The sequence below is a fragment of the Tsukamurella sp. DT100 genome, assembly GCF_049844855.1.
In the GTDB taxonomy this organism is placed as follows: domain Bacteria; phylum Actinomycetota; class Actinomycetes; order Mycobacteriales; family Mycobacteriaceae; genus Tsukamurella.
This window is the reverse complement of the sequence record NZ_JBNCLV010000001.1, coordinates 25,990-43,544: the sequence shown is the minus strand read 5'-3', so window position 1 is coordinate 43,544 and position 17,555 is coordinate 25,990. Positions and strand designations below refer to the sequence as shown.

Here is a 17,555-nt window from a genome sequence, read left to right as displayed (position 1 = left end):
GTGGATCGCCTGGGGACGGCTGTGGAGCGCAATCCACAGTATCTTGTGTAAATTGCATGCGTGTGACACTAGATGTAGTATTGAGAGCATGAGCAGCAACGTGATCGTCTACACCAAGCCCGCGTGCGTGCAGTGCACGGCGACCTACCGTGCGCTCGACAAGGCGGGCGTCGAGTACACCTCGGTCGACATCAGCCTCGACGAGGAGGCGCGGGAGTACGTCCTGGCGCTCGGCTACCTCCAGGCGCCTGTCGTCGTGGTCGACGGCGCCGACCACTGGTCCGGCTTCCGTCCCGACCGGATCAAGTCGCTGGCGTCGGCGGCCGTCGCCAGCGCGTAGCGCGAAGCACGGACACGGCCGAACGGGCCCTCAGTCGCGGGGATGCGACTGAGGGCCCGTCCGCGTCTTCGGGTGACGTGGTGAAAGCCGAACGGACCCCCAGCCGCGGGGAAGCGGCTGCGGGCCCGTTCGTTCGGCCGTGGAGGGTTGTTCGATTATCGACTCAGCGGTGCGGGTAGCAGCGGCCGGGCTCCCACCGGCCGGGAACCCACCGGCCCTGCTCGTACCAGCCGTTGTGCCAGCGCGGCTGGACCCAGTAGCCCGGGTGCCAGCCCCACCGATCCACCCAGCCCGGCCGCCAGTAGCCGCGCTCCCACCAGCCCGGGTGCCAGCGGCCCTGGGTCCAGTAGCCGCCCACCCAGCGGCCCGGTTCGCACCATCCGTGCCCGGGGTGCGATACCGCGGGGGTCGGAGCGGCGGCCGCCGTCGTGGCGGCCACCGTTCCCAGGGGTGCCATTACTCCTGCAGCGACCAGTACGCCGGCCGCAAGCGCTCTCATCCTTGTCATGCCGTGACGGTACGCCTCGTGTGACCTGGAACACTAGACCTATTTACACAGGTCAGGGTGTTTTTGGGGGATAACCCTGAGGGTTAGCTGTACACCGGTCCCGTGTACTTCTCGCCCGGACCGTGGCCCGGTTCGTCAGGGTAACTACTGTATTCACGGAAGGCGAGCTGCAGCGACTTCAGTCCGTCGCGGTAGGGGCCCGCGTGCGGACCGAGATATTCGACGGACGCCGTGGTCAGGCCGGCGAGCGCGGTGATCAGTCGCCGGGCCTCGTCGAGGTCGAAGTGCGGGCTCTCGCGCGGGTCGAAGGCCGTCGTCGCGTCGCCGTCCGCGCCCGTCAGGCCCAGCTTCTCGGCCGCGGCGCTCATCAGCAGCATCCAGGCGCTGGAGATGACCTCGATCGACGGCGAGTCCGCGACCAGGCGTTCCAGTGTGTCGGGCTCGGGGGACGAATTCGGATTCTCACTCACGACTGCTACACTGTCATGTGCGACCGCTCCGGCTATGTCCGGGGCAGCAAGTGGAGTCCACTCCCACCACGCCGACTCATGGTCGGCTGGTCCGGTCGCCGCCGCGGATTCCGTGAGGAATTTCCGCTGCGGTCTCCTCGTTGGAGGAGGGGTCGATCGTCGGCGTACGCCGTCGGGGCCCGAATCGGTCGGTGTGGGCCCCGTCAGGCGAAAAGCCTGGTCGGGGCCTTTTCGCTGTGGGAACTGGGTGGGCCTCGTCGGCTGCGCGGCGGTCAACGAGTGAAGACCGCTCGCAACGAGACACGAGCACCTATTCAAGGAGGCCCCATCAGCACTGAGACACGCACCAACGGTCAGATCCGCGTTCCCGAGGTCCGACTCGTCGGCCCCGGCGGCGAGCAGGTCGGGATCGTGCGAGTTGAGGATGCGCTCAAGCTGGCGTACGAGGCGGATCTCGACCTGGTCGAGGTCGCGCCGAACGCCCGCCCGCCCGTGTGCAAGATCATGGACTACGGCAAGTTCAAGTACGAGGCCGCACAGAAGCTGCGCGAGTCCCGGAAGAACCAGCAACTGACCGTGATCAAGGAGCAGAAGCTCCGCCCGAAGATCGACGACCACGACTACGAGACCAAGAAGGGTCACGTCGTCCGGTTCCTGGAGCAGGGCTCCAAGGTCAAGGTCACGATCATGTTCCGCGGTCGCGAGCAGTCGCGTCCGGAGCTGGGTTTCCGTCTTCTGCAGCGCCTGGGCGCCGACGTCGCCGAGTACGGCTTCGTCGAGACGTCCGCGAAGCAGGACGGCCGCAACATGACCATGGTCCTCGCCCCGCACAAGGGCGCGAAGACCCGCGCCAAGGCGCAGCAGGACAAGGAAGCCCCGGTCGCGCGCCCCGCCGCGCCCGAGGCTCCGGCCGAGTAGCGAGTTCCTCGCGCCCGGCCTGAACACAACGATAGAGAGACGAACATGCCGAAGAACAAGACCCACAGCGGTACCTCGAAGCGCTTCAAGATCTCGGGCAGCGGCAAGGTGCTGCGCCAGAAGGCCGGCCGTCGCCACCTCCTGGAGCACAAGAGCTCGCGCGTGACCCGTCGCCTCGACGGTGTGGCCGAGGTCGCGCCCGCCGACGTGCGTCGCATCAAGAAGCTGCTCGGCAAGTAAGCCGCTCCCGGTACCCGCTAGAACTTTTCACACGTAAGGACGAAGACTTATGGCACGCGTCAAGCGCGCAGTAAACGCTCAGAAGAAGCGTCGTTCCATCCTCGAGGCGTCGAAGGGCTACCGCGGCCAGCGGTCGCGCCTGTACCGCAAGGCCAAGGAGCAGCAGCTTCACTCGCTCACCTACGCGTACCGCGACCGCCGTGCGCGCAAGGGCGACTTCCGCAAGCTGTGGATCACCCGCATCAACGCTGCGGCGCGGGCCAACGACCTCACCTACAACCGCCTGATCCAGGGCCTGAGCCTGGCCGGCGTCGAGGTGGACCGCAAGAACCTCGCCGAGATCGCCGTCTCCGATCCGGCCGCCTTCACCGCGCTCGTCGAGGTCGCCCGCAAGGCGCTCCCCGCCGACGTGAACGCGCCCGTCGCGTAATTTGACGCAGCACTCGCAACGACCCGCGGACCAGCTCTTCACGGAGCGGACCCCGCGGGTCGTTGCTGCTTCCAAGCTCCTCCGCGCCGCCGGTCGCCGGAAGGCGGGCCTGTTCCTCGCGGAGGGGTCGAACGCCGTCACCTCCGCGCTCGAGGCCGGGCTCGTCGACGAACTCTTCGTCACCGTGGAGGGCGCCGCGCGCTACCCCGAGCTGCTCACGGGCCGCGAGGCGTACGTGACGGAGCGGGCCATGCGGGGCCTCTCGGACACCGTCACCCCGCCCGGCATCGTCGCCGTCTGCCGGGCCCTACCCGAGGCCTCCGTGCCCGACGGTGCGCGGCTGGTCGCCGTGCCCGTCGACGTCGCGGAGCCCGGCAACGCCGGCACCGTCATCCGCGTTGCCGATGCGGTCGGCGCCGACGCCGTGCTCCTCGCCGGCGACGCCGTCGACCCGATGAACGGCAAGGTCGTGCGCGCCTCCGCCGGATCCGTCTTCCACCTGCCCGTCGTGCAGGAGCGCGATCCCGCCGCGGCGATCGCGCAGCTCAAGGGCGCGGGCCTGACGGTGCTGGCCACCGCCGCCGACGGAGAGGTCTCGCTCGACGACGCCGACGAGCTGCTCGCCGGCCCCACGGCCTGGCTGTTCGGCAACGAGGCCCACGGCCTGCCGCGCGCGCTGCAGGAGCTCGCGGACCACCGCGTGGCCATCCCGATCCGTGGTCGCGCCGAATCGCTCAACCTCGCCACCGCCGCGTCGATCTGCCTGTACGCGAGCTCGCGCGTGCAGAATCGGGGATAGGTCCTCACCGGTTCCGGGTAGGACTACTCATCCCTGACGGCGCCCGCGCCGGAAGCATGGTGATCATGAGATTCCTGCCCGCCCGCTCCGCCGTCCTCGACGGCACCCCGGACGCCCGCGACCGCGCGATCGACGTCGCCCGCCTCGCGAGCCTGGTGGTCGTCATGGTCGGCCACTGCGTGCTCCTCCTCGCCACCATCACCCCGTCGGGCGTATGGGTCGGCAATACCCTCGGCGCGCAGCCCTCGCTGCAGCCGATCACGTGGGTGCTGCAGGTCATGCCCCTGTTCTTCCTCGCCGGAGCGGCTTCGTCCGCCTACGGACTGAACCAAGGGACCGCGTGGGGCGGGTGGCTGCTCGGCCGGGCGCAGCGGCTCGCCCGCCCGGTGTTCTGGTACCTGGCGTTCTGGTCGCTCGCGCTGGGCGCGACGCGGGTCCTGCTGGGGGAGTCGAGCGCCGAGCGGCTCGGCGGCGAGTCCGTCGCGCTGCTGTGGTTCATCGGCGTGTACCTGCTGGTCCTGGCGTTCGTGCCCGCGCTGATGCGCTGCGGCGCCGCCGCGCTCGCCGGGATCGTCGTCGCGCTCTTGGCCGCGTCCGCGCTGTTCGACGGTGCGCGCCTCGCCTCGGGATCGATCGAGTGGGGCTTTCCGAACTTCCTCGTGGTGTGGCTGATCCCCGTGGTGATCGGCGTGGCCTACGCCCGCCGGTTGATCCCGGCCCGGTTCGCGCTCGGCGTGGCCGGGCTCGCGTTCGCGGCGGCGGTCGCCGCCGTCGTGCTCGGCCCCTACGACGTGCCGCTCGTCGTGACCGGCGCGGAGACCTTCTCGAACACCACGCCGCCGACGTTCCTGCTGGGCCTGCACTGCGTGGGGGTGAGCCTGCTGTTCGTCATGGCGGCGCCCGCGATCGGCCGCTGGGCCCGGCGCCCGCGGGTCTGGTACCCGGTGGCGGTGGGCAACGGCGGCGCGATGACGCTCTACCTCTGGCACATCCCCGCGATCGCCGTCGCTGCCTTCGCGCTGCACGCGGTCGGGGTCGACGCGGTCGATCCCGCGCAGCCCGGCTTCTGGGGGCTCATGGCGCTGCGGGCGGCGGTCTTCGCGGTGGTGATGTTCGCGCTGTTCGTCCTGCTGTCGCCGCTGGAGCACCGGCGTCTGCCCTGGTGGGACGCGCGCGTGACGGCCCGCGGTGCGCGAGGTGCCGGCGCGGGGGTGCTGGTGTGCGTCGCCGGGGCGGCGGTGTTGCTCATGGCGAAGGAGGGCCTCGGCTCGTCGACGGGGTGGTGGGCGCTCGCCGTGTTCGTGGTCGCGCTCCTCGGCGCGCGGGCCTCGTGCGGGCCGGAGGCGGTGGTCGTCGAGCACGGGAACGATGCGATCGACGCCGGAGCCTCCGCCGCGCTCACGCGTTCGCGGGCTGCAGGCCGGGGCTGAGTGGCCGGGGCTTCACCGGGCTGGAGAAGACCACGTTCGTGGTGATGTGGCCGTAGGTGGCCAGTCCGCTCGCCAGCTGCTCGAGGTGATCCATCGACCCCGCGACCACCTTGATCAGGTAGCAGTCCTCGCCGGTCACGTGATGCGCCTCGAGGACCTGCGGAACTCCGGCGAGGTACTCGTGGAACGCGGCGGTCCGTCCGGGGCCGAAGCGCAGCCGGATGTACGCGGTCACGTCGTGGCCGAGAGCCGCGGGCTCCACGACGGCCGTGTAGCCACCGATCACGCCGGCGTCGGTGAGGCGGCGGACGCGATCGGCGGTCGCGGACGGCGACAGGCCGACCCCTCGCGCCAGGTTCGCGGTCGTCGTACGGCCGTCCTCGAGGAGGAGCGCGAGGATCGCGCGATCGGTGCCGTCGAGGGTGATCCGTGGAATGCTCGTCACTTCACTGAATCTACGCGGGAATCACTGGCGGCTTTGCGACATGACCGTGGATCATCGGTTCCACTGGGCGTTCGACGCTCTTATCGTCGTAGCGTGCCTGCATTCGGAGAATTCGACCGTCGCGCGACGGCCACCCTTGCCGCGGTCTGCCTCGCCGCCATGATGAGCGGTTTCGAGATCTCGAGCGTCCCCGTGATCCTCCCCACCCTCGAGGCGAGTATCGGCGCCGATGCCGTTGCCCAGCAATGGATCGCCGACGGATACACCGTCGCCGTCGCGAGCGTGCTGATGGCCACGGGATCGCTCGCCGACAGGTTCGGGCGGCGCCGCGCCTTCGTCGCCGCGACCGTGTTGTTCACCGCCGCCACCCTGTTGTGCGGCCTCGTCACCGCGCCGGGGCCGCTGATCGCCGCGCGCGTCGTGCAGGGCGTCGGCGGCGGCGCGATGCTGACGACCCTCGTGGCGGTCCTGGCGCACGCCTTCCCCGCCGGACGCCCGCGTACCGTCGCCTTCGGGGTCTGGGGCGTCGTCTTCGGCGCGGGCCTCGGTTTCGGGCCCATCCTCGGCGGCCTGATCTCCGCGGCGTTCGGCTGGCAGTGGGTGTTCCTGGTGAACGTTCCGGTCGGTGCGGTCACCGTGGTGTTGATCCTGGTGGCGGTCCGCGAGTCGCGGGACACCGGCTCCGCGCGGGTCGACGTGCCCGGCGTGATCAGCCTGAGCGTGGCGGTCGCGGCCTGCGCCTTCGGCGTCACCGAGGGGGTCTCCGGTGGGCTCACGAGCGCGTCCGCCCTCACGGCCTTCGGTCTCTGCGCGATCGCCGCCGCCGTGTTCGTCGCCGTCGAGCGGCGGAGTACGCATCCGATGGTGGACTTCGCGATCTTCGGCCACCGCGACTTCTCCGGGGCGCTCCTCGGTTCGGCCGGGATGAACTTCGCGTTCTGGCCCGCGATCGTCTACCTGCCGGCCTATCTGCAGGCGGGGCGCGGGTATTCGGTCGCCGGGGCCGGCCTACTCCTGCTGGGCTACACCCTCCCGACCTTGCTGCTGCCGCCGATCGCCGAACGCCTCGCCGTCCGGTACGGCGCGCGGCGCACCATTCCGGCGGGGCTCGCGACGATCGCCGCCGGGCTGTTCCTGGTGTGCGCCGGTGGGGCCGTCGTCGATGCGCCCGCCGTGCTCCTGGCCGGCTTCGTGGTGGCCGGCATCGGTCTCGGACTCACGAACACGCCGGTCACGAACACGACCACCGGGTCGGTGAGCGCCGACCGCGCGGGCATGGCCTCGGGGCTGGACATGAGCGCCCGGATGGTCTCGCTGGCCGTGAACATCGCGGTGATGGGGGTGCTCTACAACGCGGCCCCGTCTCCCACGGACGGACTGGCCCGCTTCACGTTGTACGGGGGCATCGCGGCGGTGTTCTTCGCCGCCGCGAGCGTGCTGGTCTTCCGCCGCCCGACGAGGGCCGTCGCCAGGACGGATCAGGCGGACGCGCGCGTGCCCTGCTCCTGCGTGGCCGACGGTGCCGCGACGGCACCGTCGGACGCCTGACCGGAGCTTCCGACCTCGTCGGGGACCCCGATCGCGGGGCCGGCCGCCACGATCGACGGCTGTGCGGGCGCACCCGGGAGGAGGACGTTGAACAGCAGGTTGAGCAGCACCGCCACGATCGCCGCCGCGCTGATGCCGGAATGGAAGATCACCACGAACCAGGCGGGGAACGCGTGCCAGAAGTCGGTCGAGACGACGGGGATGAGCCCGAAGGCGATCGCCGCCGCGACGATGAGCAGGTTGTTGTTGCCCTGGTAGTCGACCTTCGCGAGGGTGCGGATCCCGCTGGCCGCGACCGTGCCGAACAAGACGATCCCGGCGCCTCCGAGCACCGGCCCGGGGATCACGCTGAACGCGGCCGCCGCCATCGGCGAGAGCCCGAGGAGCAGGAGGATCGCGCCACCGGCCGCCACGGCGAACCTGCTCTTGATCCCGGTCAGGGCGACCAGCCCGACGTTCTGCGCGAACGCGGTGGCGGGGAAGGAGTTGAACACCGGCGCCAGCAGCGAGGACGCCATGTCGGCCCGCAGCCCGTCCGCGACCCGCCGCGCGTCGACCTTCGTGCCCACGACCTCGCCGACCGCCAGGATGTCCGCCGTGGTCTCGACCATCGTCACCAGGATCACCACGGTGAGCGAGACGATCGCGCCGATCTCGAACATCGGCCCGCCGAAGGCGAAGGGGTGGGGGAGCGAGAACACCGACGCGGATCCCACGGCGCCGACGTCGGCGCGACCGAAGATCAGGGCGACGACGGTGCCGACCGCCAGCCCCAGCAGTACCGACAGCCGGGAGAGCACGCGCACCTTGCTGAGCAGGATGACCGCGAGGAACGTGAACATCGCCAGCCCGATTCCGGGGAGCCCGGCGAAGTCCGGATTGGCGACCTTCTGCCCGTCGACGGTGAGCGTCGGCTGCCCCGTGATCCACCCCGCCGCGACCGGCATGAGCGACAGGCCGATCACCGTGATGATCGATCCGGTCACGACGGGCGGGAAGAAGCGGATCACGCGCGCGAAGAACGGCGTGATGGCCAGGCCGATCGCCGCAGCGACCAGGAGGGATCCGAAGACGACTTGCAAGCCGTGCTCGGGGTCGCCGGCGAGGATCGTGAGGATGGTCGAGACGGTCGCGAAGCTGGTGCCCTGCACCAGCGGCAACCGGCTGCCGAAGTACGGCACGGCGAGGGTCTGCAGCATCGTCGCCAGGCCGCTGACGAACAGCCCGCTCGCGACGAGGAGCGCCTTCTGTGCCGTATCCAGCCCGGCGGCGCCGCCCACGATCAACGGGACGGCGATGACACCGCCGAACATCGCGAGGATGTGCTGCATCCCGTAGCCGAGAGTCCTTCCGACGCCCAGGTACTCGTCCTCCGGTCGCGTGTGCGGCGTGCCGCCGTCCGTCGTCGTGATCGCCATGGCCCGACGGTAGGCAGCCCGATCTGTCGTTCGATTGCCTCGGTGTGACGACGGTGTTGCATCATGCGAGCGCGATGTTGCCCGACGCGGTGCCGTCCGCGTTCTTGCTCGCCTGGTACGTCCGGGACAGCTCGTCGTAGGCAGCGATCAGGCGTTCCAGGAGACCGGGGCACTCCTTCTGCGCGAGCGGCATGAGGTCGGTCGCGCGGAAGAACGCGTTGCTCCGGTTGTACAGGTCGCGCCCCGGCGCGGGCGCCGAGCGGTCCGGGTCGGGTACCGCGTACACCTCGGTCAGGATCCTGATGTCGTGCGGGATCGCGAAGGACCGCTCGGAGTCGCTGTGGCTGAAGAGGTAGGAGAAATTGTCGAAGCCGGACCAGGCGATGCCCGACAGGCACAGCGAGCACGGTTCGTGCGTGGCGAGGAAGACGCAATCGGCCGGCGCAGGGCGGTCGTCGAGCTCGTAGAACTGTTTGATCGCGTGGATCTCGCCGTGCCAGAGCGGGTTCGCCGTCTCGTCGTTGGTCGCCGCGATCACGGTGCTCAGGTCGCTCTTGCGGAGGATCGCCGCACCGAACAGTTTGTTCCCCGCCGCGACGCCGGCGCGGGTCAGCGGCACGATCTCGTCGGCGATCACGGTCAGCAGGCGGTTCACGTCCGTCATCCGCTCATCACACAACAAGAGTGTTCCGCGCGCGCGACGACCGCCGGCAGTGTGATGTGATAAAGAATAGATATCGAATAATGTGGAGGAGTCGATATGAAGTGCATCGTCGTCGCGGGAATCGTCGGACTGGGCGTGGTCGCAGCACCCGCCGCGGTGGTACAGGCCGCACCCGGCGCGCCCGTCACCGTCACCTGCGACGTCTATGCGCAGCAGTTCGGCAACCAGTTCTCGTCGTTCGCGGGCACGGTGCACGGAACCGGACCGAATCGCTCCGCGGCGCGCGCCAATGCCGAATCGAAGATGTGGGGTCCGTACGGTTCGATGCCGTACGTCGCGAACTGCCGCTGAGCGGGCGTACCGTCGGACCCGTGGCGAGAGCGGCGCGGGTCGAGGACGTGGCCGCGCTCGCGCTCGCCCTGCCTCGCGTCGTGGAGGTGGCGGCGTGGGGTGGTCGTCCGGCGTGGCAGGTGAGTACGAAGGTGTTCTGCGGCAATCGGTCGCCGCGGCCCCGACGCGGTCGATGCCGACGGCGTCCGGCTCGACGACGTGATCCTGATCCGCACGCCCGACGAATCCGACAAGCTCGCGCTGGTCCAGGCCGACGGGCCGTTCTTCACCACGCCGCACTTCGACGGCTACAACGCCGTCCTGATCCGGGCGTCCCGCCTCGGGGAGATCGGCCGGGATGAGCTGGCCGAGGTCATCGAGGACGCGTGGTGCGCCTGTGCCCCGAAGACAGTGGTCAGGGCGTGGCTCGCGGAGCGCGTTCGCTGACCTCGGAAGGAGTCCGGGCGAGGTCGGCGACGACGATCACCGCCACCACCATCAGGCCGATGTTCGGCCCCCACCAGGCGAGGTCGACGTCACCCGCGAACGCCCAGAACGAGATCGCCATCAGGCCCGCGCAGAAGGTCAGAGTGCAACCGATGGTGAGCACGATCCGGCCGGTCTCGGGTCGGGTGCGGACGAGCCGCAGGCCCGCTGTGCCGAATCCGACGGCGAGCACGTCGAGCGGGAGGAACGACCAGTTCCACGCCTGGACCACGGGGTTCGTGTAGTCGCGAAAACGCCACTGCTCAGGGATCGCGCCGGCGATGATCGCCGCCCAGTATGCGGTGAGGGCGACGTCGACGAGGAGTAGGAGCGCCTTCGCGCCCCTCATTCGGCTGCCGTCGACAGGTTGATGATCGCCGCGAGTAGGAGAACTGCGGTGCGGGACATTCCACCTCCAAAGAATCAGACCGGTTGGTATGTTTCACGGAGTGGGTGCGCACTGTCAAGAGGGGGAGCCATGCAGGAACGGGCCGCACGGACGCGGGAGGCGCTCCTCGACGCGGTGGCGGAGATCGTGGACGCCCGCGGATACGACGGGGCCTCGCTCGCCGACGTCCTCGGGCGTGCCGGCGTCACCAAGGGGGCGATGTACCACCACTTCCCCTCCAAAGCGGCGCTCGTGGGCGCCCTGGTCGAGGAGCAGTTCGCGCCGACCCTCGCGTCGCCGACGATCCCGGGGATGCCTGTCCTGCACGCGGCCGAGATCACGCTGCAGGCGCTCGCGGCCACCGTCGACGACGTGCGGTTCCGTGCCGCCTTCGGCGTTGTCGTCGACCGCCCCCATCCCGAACTGGCGCCGTGGTCGCGACCCGTCACCGAGTGGAGCGAGGTCTTCGCGGCGCTGTTCGCCGCCGCGCGGGACGCGGGTGACCTCGGGGACGGCGTCGACGTCGACGTCGCAGCCGAGGGTGAGGCCGTCGTCGCGACGACGATCGGGTGTTTCTGTATGGCGCGCGCCGCCGGTGAGCCCGGTCGCGCTGTCGAGGCCGTCGCGACGGCCTGGGGGATGGTCGTCGACCGCGCCGTCGCCGCGGACCGCCGTGCCGCGCACCGTCGGGCGCTGACCGACCTGGTGGGCGCGTACCAGCGGTAATGCGATTCCGCCCGCGGAATCCCGTCGACTAGTCTGGTCGGGTACCGTCCCACCCTCACCGAGGAGCCCAGAGCAGTGTCGGAAGACCAGATCGCCCCCGTCGACGACCTCAGCGAAGCCGCGCTCGACGCGTTCGCCGCGGAGGCCGCGCAGGCGTTCGACGCCGCGGCCGACCTGGAGGCTCTGAACACCGCCCGCCTGGCGCACCTGGGGGAGAAGTCGCCGCTCGCGCTGAGCAAGCGCGCCCTCGGGTCCATCCCCAAGGAGGAGCGCAAGGACGCCGGCAAGCGGGTCAACGTCGCGCAGGGCCGGGCGCGCGCCGCCTACGAGCAGCGCAAGGCCGTCCTCGACGCCGAGCGCGACGCCGCGGTGCTCGTCTCCGAGTCGATCGACGTGACGCTGCCGTCGGCGCGTGCGCCGCAGGGCGCCCGCCACCCCGTCAGCATCATCGCCGACGAGGTGGCCGACTTCTTCGTGGGCATCGGCTGGGAGATCGCCGAGGGCCCCGAGGTGGAGACCGAGCACTTCAACTTCGACGCGCTCAACTTCCTCCCGGATCACCCGGCCCGCTCCATGCAGGACACCTTCTACGTCGCGCCCGAGGGCTCGCGGCAGGTGCTGCGCACCCACACCTCCCCGGTGCAGGTGCGCTCGATGCTCACGCGCGACGTGCCGATCTACGTGGCCTGCCCCGGCCGCACCTTCCGCACCGACGAGCTGGACGCCACCCACACCCCGGTGTTCAGCCAGGTCGAGGGCCTCGCGGTCGACAAGGGCCTGACGATGGCGCACCTGCGCGGCACCCTCGAGGCCTTCGCCAAGGCGATGTTCGGCCCCGAGACCACCACCCGCATGCGGCCGAACTACTTCCCCTTCACGGAGCCGTCGGCCGAGGTCGACGTGTGGTTCCCGAACAAGAAGGGCGGCGCCGGCTGGATCGAGTGGGGCGGCTGCGGCATGGTCAACCCGAACGTGCTGCGCGCCTGCGGCATCGACCCGGAGGAGTACTCGGGCTTCGCCTTCGGCATGGGCCTCGAGCGCACCCTCCAATTCCGCACCGGCCTCTCGGACATGCGCGACATCGTCGAGGGCGACGTCCGCTTCACCCTGCCCTTCGGCGTCCGCGGCTAGCGCCGCCCACCGCTTCCACAGCCACACCAGGAGAAGGACTTCCACCGTGCGCGTTGCACAGTCATGGCTCACCGAGATCCTCCGCCGCGACACCCCGGACTGGGGCGTCACCGCCGACGAGCTGGACGCGGGGTTCGTCCGCGTCGGCTTCGAGGTCGAGGAGCTCGACTCGCTCGACACCGTGACCGGCCCGCTGAAGATCGGCCGCGTCGTGGCGATCGAGGAGCTCACGAACTTCCGCAAGCCGATCCGGTTCTGCCAGGTCGACGTCGGCGAGGCCGAGCCGCGCGACATCGTCTGCGGCGCCCGCAACTTCGCCGAGGGTGATCTCATCGTCGCGGCGCTGCCCGGCGCCGTGCTGCCCGGCGGCTTCGCGATCGCCACGCGCCAGACGTACGACCACACCTCCGACGGCATGATCTGCTCGGTTTCCGAGCTCGGTCTCGGCACCGACCACTCGGGCATCCTCGTGCTGCCCGCGGGGACCGCGGAGCCCGGCGACGACGCCAAGCAGGTGCTCGGCATGGACGACACCGTCATCGAGCTCAACGTGACGCCCGACCGCGGCTACGCCTTCTCGGTGCGCGGCCTGGCCCGTGAGCTGGCCTGCGGCTACGACCTCCCCTTCACCGACATCACCACCCCGTCGGAGAAGGCCGGGCGCGGCGCCGGCGGCGTGGACGTCACCGTCGAGCCCGAGTCGGGCTGCACCCGCTTCACCGCGCTGCGCGTCGAAGGCATCGACCCGAAGGCCGTCAGCCCGTGGTGGCTGCAGCGCCGCCTGCTCACCTCCGGCGTGCGCCCGATCAGCGCCGCGGTGGACGTGACCAACTACCTCATGCTGCTCAGCGGCCAGCCGCTGCACGCCTTCGACGCCGACAAGGTGCGCGGCGGCCTCGTCGTGCGCGCGTCGCGCCCCGGCGAGACCCTGGAGACCCTCGACCACGTCGAGCGGAAGCTCGATCCCGAGGACGCGGTCATCGTCGACGACTCCGGTCCCGTCTCGCTCGCGGGCGTCATGGGCGGCGCCACCACCGAGGTGGGTGACGACACCGTCAACGTGATCCTCGAGGGCGCCATCTGGAACCCCGTCAAGGTGTTCCGCACCGGCAAGCGGCACAAGCTCAGCTCGGACGCCGCCAAGCGCTACGAGCGCACCGTCGACCCCGCGATCTCCGTGTGGACGGTCCGCGAGGCGGCCCGCCTGCTCACCGAGATCGCCGGCGGCACCGTCGTGGGCGAGCTCACCGACCTCGGCGGCTACTCCGAGCGCCCGCAGGTGACGATCGCCGCGGACCGCCCGGACCGCGTCGCGGGCATCACCTACGCCCCGGGCACGACGGTGCGCCGCCTCACCCAGATCGGCTGCGAGGTCGAGGGGGAGAGCAGCCTGACGGTGACCCCGCCGACGTGGCGGCCGGACCTGAACATGGTCGCCGACCTGGTCGAGGAGGTCCTGCGGCTCGAGGGGCTGGAGCAGATCCCGCCCGTGCTGCCCGCCGCGCCCGGCGGCCGGGGGCTCAGCGCCCGGCAGCGTCGCCGCCGCACCGTGAGTCGCTCGCTCGCACACACCGGCCACGTCGAGGTCCTCACCAGCCCGTTCCTGCCCGCCGGCGTCTTCGACACCTGGGGGCTGGAGGCCGACGACCCGCGCCGGAACACGACGAAGGTGCTCAACCCGCTGGAGGCCGACCGGCCGTCGCTCGCCACCACGCTGCTGCCCGGCCTGCTGGAGATCCTGGCGCGCAACGTCTCCCGCGGTCAGCGCGACCTCGCGCTGTACACGATCGCCCAGGTGGTGCTGCCGTCGGCGGCGACCGTCGCCGTCGACCCGATCCCCGTCGACCGGCGCCCGACCGCCGAGCAGGTCGCCGAGCTCGACGCCTCGCTGCCGAGCCAGCCCGAGCACATCGCGCTCGTCTTCACCGGCCAGCGGATCCTCGCCGGGCCGTCGGGACCGGGCCGCGCCGCCGACGCGGCGGACGCCTTCGAGGCGGTCCGCGAGATCGGCCGCGCGAGCAACGTCGAGCTGACCCTGCGGTCCGCGCAGTTCGCGCCCTTCCACCCCGGCCGCTGCGCCGAGGTTCTGGTCGGCGACACGGTCGTCGGGCACGCGGGCGAGCTGCATCCCGCGGTGCTGGAGCGCGCGGGCCTGCCCGAGCGCACCAACGCCGTCGAGCTCGACCTCGACGCGATCCCGTTGGCTGAGAACCTCCCCGCGCCGGTGATCTCGCCGTTCCCGGCGGTCCTGCAGGACGTCGCCGTCGTGGTCGACGCCGCCGTCCCCGCCGAGGACGTCAGGGCCGCCCTGGCGGACGGTGCCGGCGAGCTGCTGGAGGCGATCGCGCTGTTCGACGTCTTCACCGGCGCGCAGGTGGGGGAGGGCCGCAAGTCGATGGCCTTCTCGCTGCGCTTCCGCGCGGGCGACCGCACGCTGACCGAGGACGAGGCCTCCGCCGCCCGCGCCGCCGCGGTGGCGAACGCCTCGAAGGTCCTGGGCGCGGTCCTGCGGTAGTCAGGCCAGGCTGCGCCGGAAGAACGCGGTCAGCCGGTCGAACGGGATCACGTCGACGCGGTCGTACAGGTCGACGTGTCCCGCACCCGGAACCACGACCAGTTCCTTCGGCTGGGCGGCCCGGCGGTAGGCGTCCTCGGCGAACTCCCTGGAGTGCGCTTGCTCGCCGGTGACGATCAGGATCGGCCGCGGTGAGATGGTCTCGATCTCCTCGAGCGGGAAGTAGTTGAGGAATCGCGCATTGCTGGTGAGCGTCGGGTGCGTCGTGGTACGGGGCGTCGCCCCCTCTGGGGTGAACCCGCCGCGGGAGGTCCGGTAGAAGTCGTAGAACTCGCGCTCGACATCGGACGACGACGCGGTCAGTTCGTGGATGGTGCCGCTCGTGTATTCGGGGGCGGCCCCGCCGAACTCGGCGTCGCGTTGCGCGGCCACCTGCGCGAGGACGGCCCGACGCTGCTCCAGGGTCACCGATCGACCGAGCCCGAAGCGGTTGGCCGCGCCCATGTCGTACATGCTCACCGTGGCGACGGACTTGATCCGCGGGTCGATCTTGGCGGCGCTGATCACGAAACTGCCACTTCCGCAGATGCCGAGCGCTCCGATCCGTTCGGGGTCGACGTGCTCCAGGGTGCGCAGATAGTCGGTGGCGGCATTGTAGGTCTCGGCGTAATTGTCAGGGGCCACCAGGTTTCGGGGCTCGCCCTCGCTCGAGCCCCAATACGCGTGATCCACGGAGAGCGTGACGAAGCCCTCCTCTGCCAGCTTCTGCGCGTACAGGTTCGCCGACTGCTCCTTGGTCGCGCCCATCGGGTGACTGACGACGACCGTGGGGTGGCGGCCGTCCCGGCTCAGGTTCTTCGGAGTGAACAGGTTCGCCGTGATCCGCTGTCCGAACTGGTTGCGGAAGGTCACGCTCTCGGCGTCGAGTCGCTCGCTGATGAAGAAGTTGTCGGCGCCGCGGGAGGTGTCGCCCGACGGAAGGCCGACGTCCGGCCTCGGGACGTTCGCAGGCCCGGCTGTCGGGTCGCCAGCGGTCGCCCGGGTCGACGATGGTCCGCCCGCGAGGGATCCGGATCCGGTGTCGTCCCCTGACGAGCAGGCCACGACACCGGTGAGTCCGGCGGTGGCCGCGCCGATCCCGGCCAGGCGGATCATGCCGCGCCGGTTCAATCGCAGGGTGGATGGATGGTTCCTGGGGGTGCTTCGCGTCATACATCCATGCTCACGTGGTCGGCTCGCGTGGGGGAGTCCCGGATGTTGGAGGTACTCCCGGGGCCTCCCACAACGGCGCGCGGCTGGCTAGGTTGAATGCATGGACAATCGAGCTGAGGTGCGCGAATTCCTCACCTCACGTCGAGCCAAGGTGACACCCGACGAGGTAGGACTGCCCGCAGGGAGCAACCGGCGGGTGCAGGGCCTGCGCCGCAGCGAGGTCGCGGCTCTGGCGGGCGTCAGCGTCGAGTACTACACGAAGCTGGAGCGAGGCGGGATCAGTGGCGCGTCGCCGGAGGTGCTCAGCGCGCTCGCCCGGGCTCTGCGCCTCGACGATGCCGAGCGTGCCCACCTGTTCGACCTGGCACACGCCGCAAGCCCGGTCGCCCGGCCGCCGCGTCGGCGAAGCCATCGATCCTGGACACCCCACCCGAGCCTGCAGTGGGCCCTCGACGCCGTCACCGCGGGGCCCGCGTTCGTGCGGAACGGCCGGATGGACCTGCTCGCCGGCAATCTCCTCGCGCGGGCCTTCTACAGCCCCGTCTACGAGATGCCCGGTACCCCGCCGAACCTCGCGAAGTTCGTGTTCCTGGACGAGCGGGCCCCGGACTTCCACCCGGATTGGGAGGCGTTCGCCGAGGTGACCGTGGCCATTCTGCGCACTGAGGCCGGCCGCGACCCGCACAACAAGGACCTGCACGACCTGATCGGTGAGCTCTCGACCCGATCGACGGACTTCCGGCGACGGTGGGGCCAACACGACGTGCGCCATCACGGAACGGGATTCAAGACATTCCGCCATCCGGTGGTGGGCGAGATGACCCTCGCCTTCGAGGGGCTCGAGATGGCAGCCGAACCGGGTCTCACGCTGACGATCTACTCGGCGGAGCCCGGCTCACCGTCCGCCGAACGCATGCAGGTCCTCTCGTCCTGGGCGGCCTCGGAGTACGGCTCCGTCACTTCGCGCGTGCGACGGTGACCGGCGTTCCGTCCGGTGCGTCGGCGACTACCGACAGGTCCCCGTCGATCCGCCCGATCCGCGCGATTCCCGCCCAGTACGGGGCATCTCGGTAGTACAGGACGAGGTCAGTCGACGGAGCGAAGTACCCGAGATCGCCGGTCTGGGGGTCGGCACCCGTCGGCATGCCGTCGGTTTCCAGTGGTGCGGGCAATGCTCCGCCCTTCTCCTGGCCGCGGTGGTCGGCCAGCCGTACCGTCACCGGGAGCCGGGCGAGCAGCGATCGGCCGGTCGGGTTGTGCCAGACGGTGCCGCGCACCGCGCGGTCGCCGACCACGATACGAATCGGCGTCTCCCCGTTCGTCTCCGCCGGCACCACCGCGCTGCTCGCGCCGTCGCCCGGCACGGGTACCTCGGCGGGGGCGCAGGCGGCCACGGTGATGATCAGCACGGACGTGGCGGCTGTACGGACCCGTCGGGTGGATGTGTTCATGAGCGTTCCTTCGCGGTCGTCGTCCGGAACAGCGTGACGTACGCCGCAGTGGTGAGGGAGTCCCTGCGGGTACCACCACGAAGCGGGACTGTTCGCTCGCGCCGTC

21 protein-coding genes are annotated in these 17,555 nt (G+C 70.6%); 13 read left to right on the top strand and 8 right to left on the bottom strand.

The genetic code is table 11. The annotated features are described in order from the left end of the window. Positions 1-88 precede the first annotated feature (88 nt). Positions 89-340 carry a glutaredoxin-like protein NrdH gene (gene nrdH, locus ACLQ3K_RS00240; RefSeq protein ID WP_224647435.1) on the top strand — a complete coding sequence of 84 codons (252 nt, stop codon included), beginning with the start codon at positions 89-91 and terminating at the stop codon, positions 338-340. 163 nt (positions 341-503) lie between these two features. On the opposite strand, the gene ACLQ3K_RS00235 is transcribed toward nrdH, so the two are convergent. Both ACLQ3K_RS00235 and ACLQ3K_RS00230 read right to left on the bottom strand, forming a co-directional pair. After that, positions 504-797 (bottom strand): hypothetical protein, encoded by a 294-nt coding sequence (locus ACLQ3K_RS00235; RefSeq protein WP_336671723.1) that lies wholly within the window; start codon positions 795-797, stop codon positions 504-506. Positions 798-931: 134 nt separating this feature from the next. Beyond that, positions 932-1,318: a recombinase RecA gene (locus ACLQ3K_RS00230; RefSeq protein WP_224647440.1), complete on the bottom strand. Its 387-nt coding sequence runs from the start codon at positions 1,316-1,318 to the stop codon at positions 932-934. Positions 1,319-1,597: 279 nt separating this feature from the next. Between ACLQ3K_RS00230 and infC the strand changes: the two genes are divergently transcribed. Genes infC through ACLQ3K_RS00205 form a run of 5 tightly spaced genes read left to right on the top strand, consistent with a single transcriptional unit; the run spans position 1,598 to position 5,135 of the window. Then, positions 1,598-2,236: a translation initiation factor IF-3 gene (gene infC / locus ACLQ3K_RS00225; protein ID WP_146437343.1), complete on the top strand. Its 639-nt coding sequence runs from the start codon at positions 1,598-1,600 to the stop codon at positions 2,234-2,236. Positions 2,237-2,281: 45 nt separating this feature from the next. Then, positions 2,282-2,476: a 50S ribosomal protein L35 gene (gene rpmI, locus ACLQ3K_RS00220; protein ID WP_224647442.1), complete on the top strand. Its 195-nt coding sequence runs from the start codon at positions 2,282-2,284 to the stop codon at positions 2,474-2,476. A 49-nt stretch (positions 2,477-2,525) separates the two neighbouring features. Further along, positions 2,526-2,906 (top strand): 50S ribosomal protein L20, encoded by a 381-nt coding sequence (gene rplT, locus ACLQ3K_RS00215; protein WP_224647444.1) that lies wholly within the window; start codon positions 2,526-2,528, stop codon positions 2,904-2,906. A gap of 1 nt (position 2,907) precedes the next feature. Beyond that, the gene (locus tag ACLQ3K_RS00210; protein ID WP_425996121.1) at positions 2,908-3,705 is read left to right on the top strand and encodes a TrmH family RNA methyltransferase; all 798 of its coding nucleotides are present in this window, start codon (positions 2,908-2,910) and stop codon (positions 3,703-3,705) included. A gap of 56 nt (positions 3,706-3,761) precedes the next feature. After that, complete coding sequence (locus ACLQ3K_RS00205; RefSeq protein ID WP_425996119.1) at positions 3,762-5,135, top strand: acyltransferase family protein; 1,374 nt, start codon at positions 3,762-3,764, stop codon at positions 5,133-5,135. Here ACLQ3K_RS00205 and ACLQ3K_RS00200 read toward each other — a convergent pair. Then, positions 5,104-5,580, bottom strand: a complete 477-nt coding sequence (locus tag ACLQ3K_RS00200) for an Lrp/AsnC family transcriptional regulator (protein WP_425996117.1) — start codon at positions 5,578-5,580, stop codon at positions 5,104-5,106. The genes ACLQ3K_RS00205 and ACLQ3K_RS00200 overlap by 32 nt on opposite strands. A gap of 93 nt (positions 5,581-5,673) precedes the next feature. Between ACLQ3K_RS00200 and ACLQ3K_RS00195 the strand changes: the two genes are divergently transcribed. Then, on the top strand, positions 5,674-7,128 hold the full coding sequence (locus tag ACLQ3K_RS00195) for an MFS transporter (protein ID WP_425996115.1): 1,455 nt from the start codon (positions 5,674-5,676) through the stop codon (positions 7,126-7,128). On the opposite strand, the gene ACLQ3K_RS00190 is transcribed toward ACLQ3K_RS00195, so the two are convergent. Together ACLQ3K_RS00190 and ACLQ3K_RS00185 are read right to left on the bottom strand one after the other, a co-directional pair. After that, the gene (locus ACLQ3K_RS00190) at positions 7,059-8,546 is read right to left on the bottom strand and encodes a nucleobase:cation symporter-2 family protein (RefSeq protein WP_425996113.1); all 1,488 of its coding nucleotides are present in this window, start codon (positions 8,544-8,546) and stop codon (positions 7,059-7,061) included. The genes ACLQ3K_RS00195 and ACLQ3K_RS00190 overlap by 70 nt on opposite strands. A gap of 61 nt (positions 8,547-8,607) precedes the next feature. Next, positions 8,608-9,210 (bottom strand): nucleoside deaminase, encoded by a 603-nt coding sequence (locus ACLQ3K_RS00185; RefSeq protein ID WP_425996111.1) that lies wholly within the window; start codon positions 9,208-9,210, stop codon positions 8,608-8,610. A gap of 96 nt (positions 9,211-9,306) precedes the next feature. Between ACLQ3K_RS00185 and ACLQ3K_RS00180 the strand changes: the two genes are divergently transcribed. Both ACLQ3K_RS00180 and ACLQ3K_RS00175 read left to right on the top strand, forming a co-directional pair. Next, a complete protein-coding gene (locus tag ACLQ3K_RS00180) occupies positions 9,307-9,561 on the top strand; it encodes a hypothetical protein (protein ID WP_425996109.1) in 255 nt (84 codons plus the stop codon). A 198-nt stretch (positions 9,562-9,759) separates the two neighbouring features. Further along, positions 9,760-9,987 carry a hypothetical protein gene (locus tag ACLQ3K_RS00175; RefSeq protein WP_425996107.1) on the top strand — a complete coding sequence of 76 codons (228 nt, stop codon included), beginning with the start codon at positions 9,760-9,762 and terminating at the stop codon, positions 9,985-9,987. Here the strand turns inward: ACLQ3K_RS00175 and ACLQ3K_RS00170 are convergent. Next, positions 9,956-10,375, bottom strand: coding sequence for a DUF5360 family protein (locus tag ACLQ3K_RS00170; protein WP_425996105.1), 420 nt, complete (start codon positions 10,373-10,375; stop codon positions 9,956-9,958). The genes ACLQ3K_RS00175 and ACLQ3K_RS00170 overlap by 32 nt on opposite strands. Positions 10,376-10,504: 129 nt before the next feature. Between ACLQ3K_RS00170 and ACLQ3K_RS00165 the strand changes: the two genes are divergently transcribed. From ACLQ3K_RS00165 to pheT, 3 genes are all read left to right on the top strand, one after another. Next, positions 10,505-11,140 (top strand): TetR family transcriptional regulator, encoded by a 636-nt coding sequence (locus tag ACLQ3K_RS00165; RefSeq protein WP_425996103.1) that lies wholly within the window; start codon positions 10,505-10,507, stop codon positions 11,138-11,140. A 75-nt stretch (positions 11,141-11,215) separates the two neighbouring features. Continuing rightward, positions 11,216-12,271: a phenylalanine--tRNA ligase subunit alpha gene (gene pheS, locus ACLQ3K_RS00160; RefSeq protein ID WP_224647463.1), complete on the top strand. Its 1,056-nt coding sequence runs from the start codon at positions 11,216-11,218 to the stop codon at positions 12,269-12,271. A 46-nt stretch (positions 12,272-12,317) separates the two neighbouring features. Then, positions 12,318-14,786, top strand: a complete 2,469-nt coding sequence (gene pheT / locus ACLQ3K_RS00155) for a phenylalanine--tRNA ligase subunit beta (RefSeq protein WP_425996101.1) — start codon at positions 12,318-12,320, stop codon at positions 14,784-14,786. On the opposite strand, the gene ACLQ3K_RS00150 is transcribed toward pheT, so the two are convergent. Further along, a complete protein-coding gene (locus tag ACLQ3K_RS00150; protein ID WP_425996099.1) occupies positions 14,787-15,941 on the bottom strand; it encodes an alpha/beta hydrolase in 1,155 nt (384 codons plus the stop codon). Positions 15,942-16,098: 157 nt separating this feature from the next. Between ACLQ3K_RS00150 and ACLQ3K_RS00145 the strand changes: the two genes are divergently transcribed. Beyond that, complete coding sequence (locus tag ACLQ3K_RS00145) at positions 16,099-16,977, top strand: helix-turn-helix domain-containing protein (protein WP_425996097.1); 879 nt, start codon at positions 16,099-16,101, stop codon at positions 16,975-16,977. Here the strand turns inward: ACLQ3K_RS00145 and ACLQ3K_RS00140 are convergent. Further along, positions 16,955-17,449 (bottom strand): cyclophilin-like fold protein, encoded by a 495-nt coding sequence (locus ACLQ3K_RS00140; protein ID WP_425996095.1) that lies wholly within the window; start codon positions 17,447-17,449, stop codon positions 16,955-16,957. The genes ACLQ3K_RS00145 and ACLQ3K_RS00140 overlap by 23 nt on opposite strands. Between the last annotated feature and the right edge of the window lie 106 nt (positions 17,450-17,555).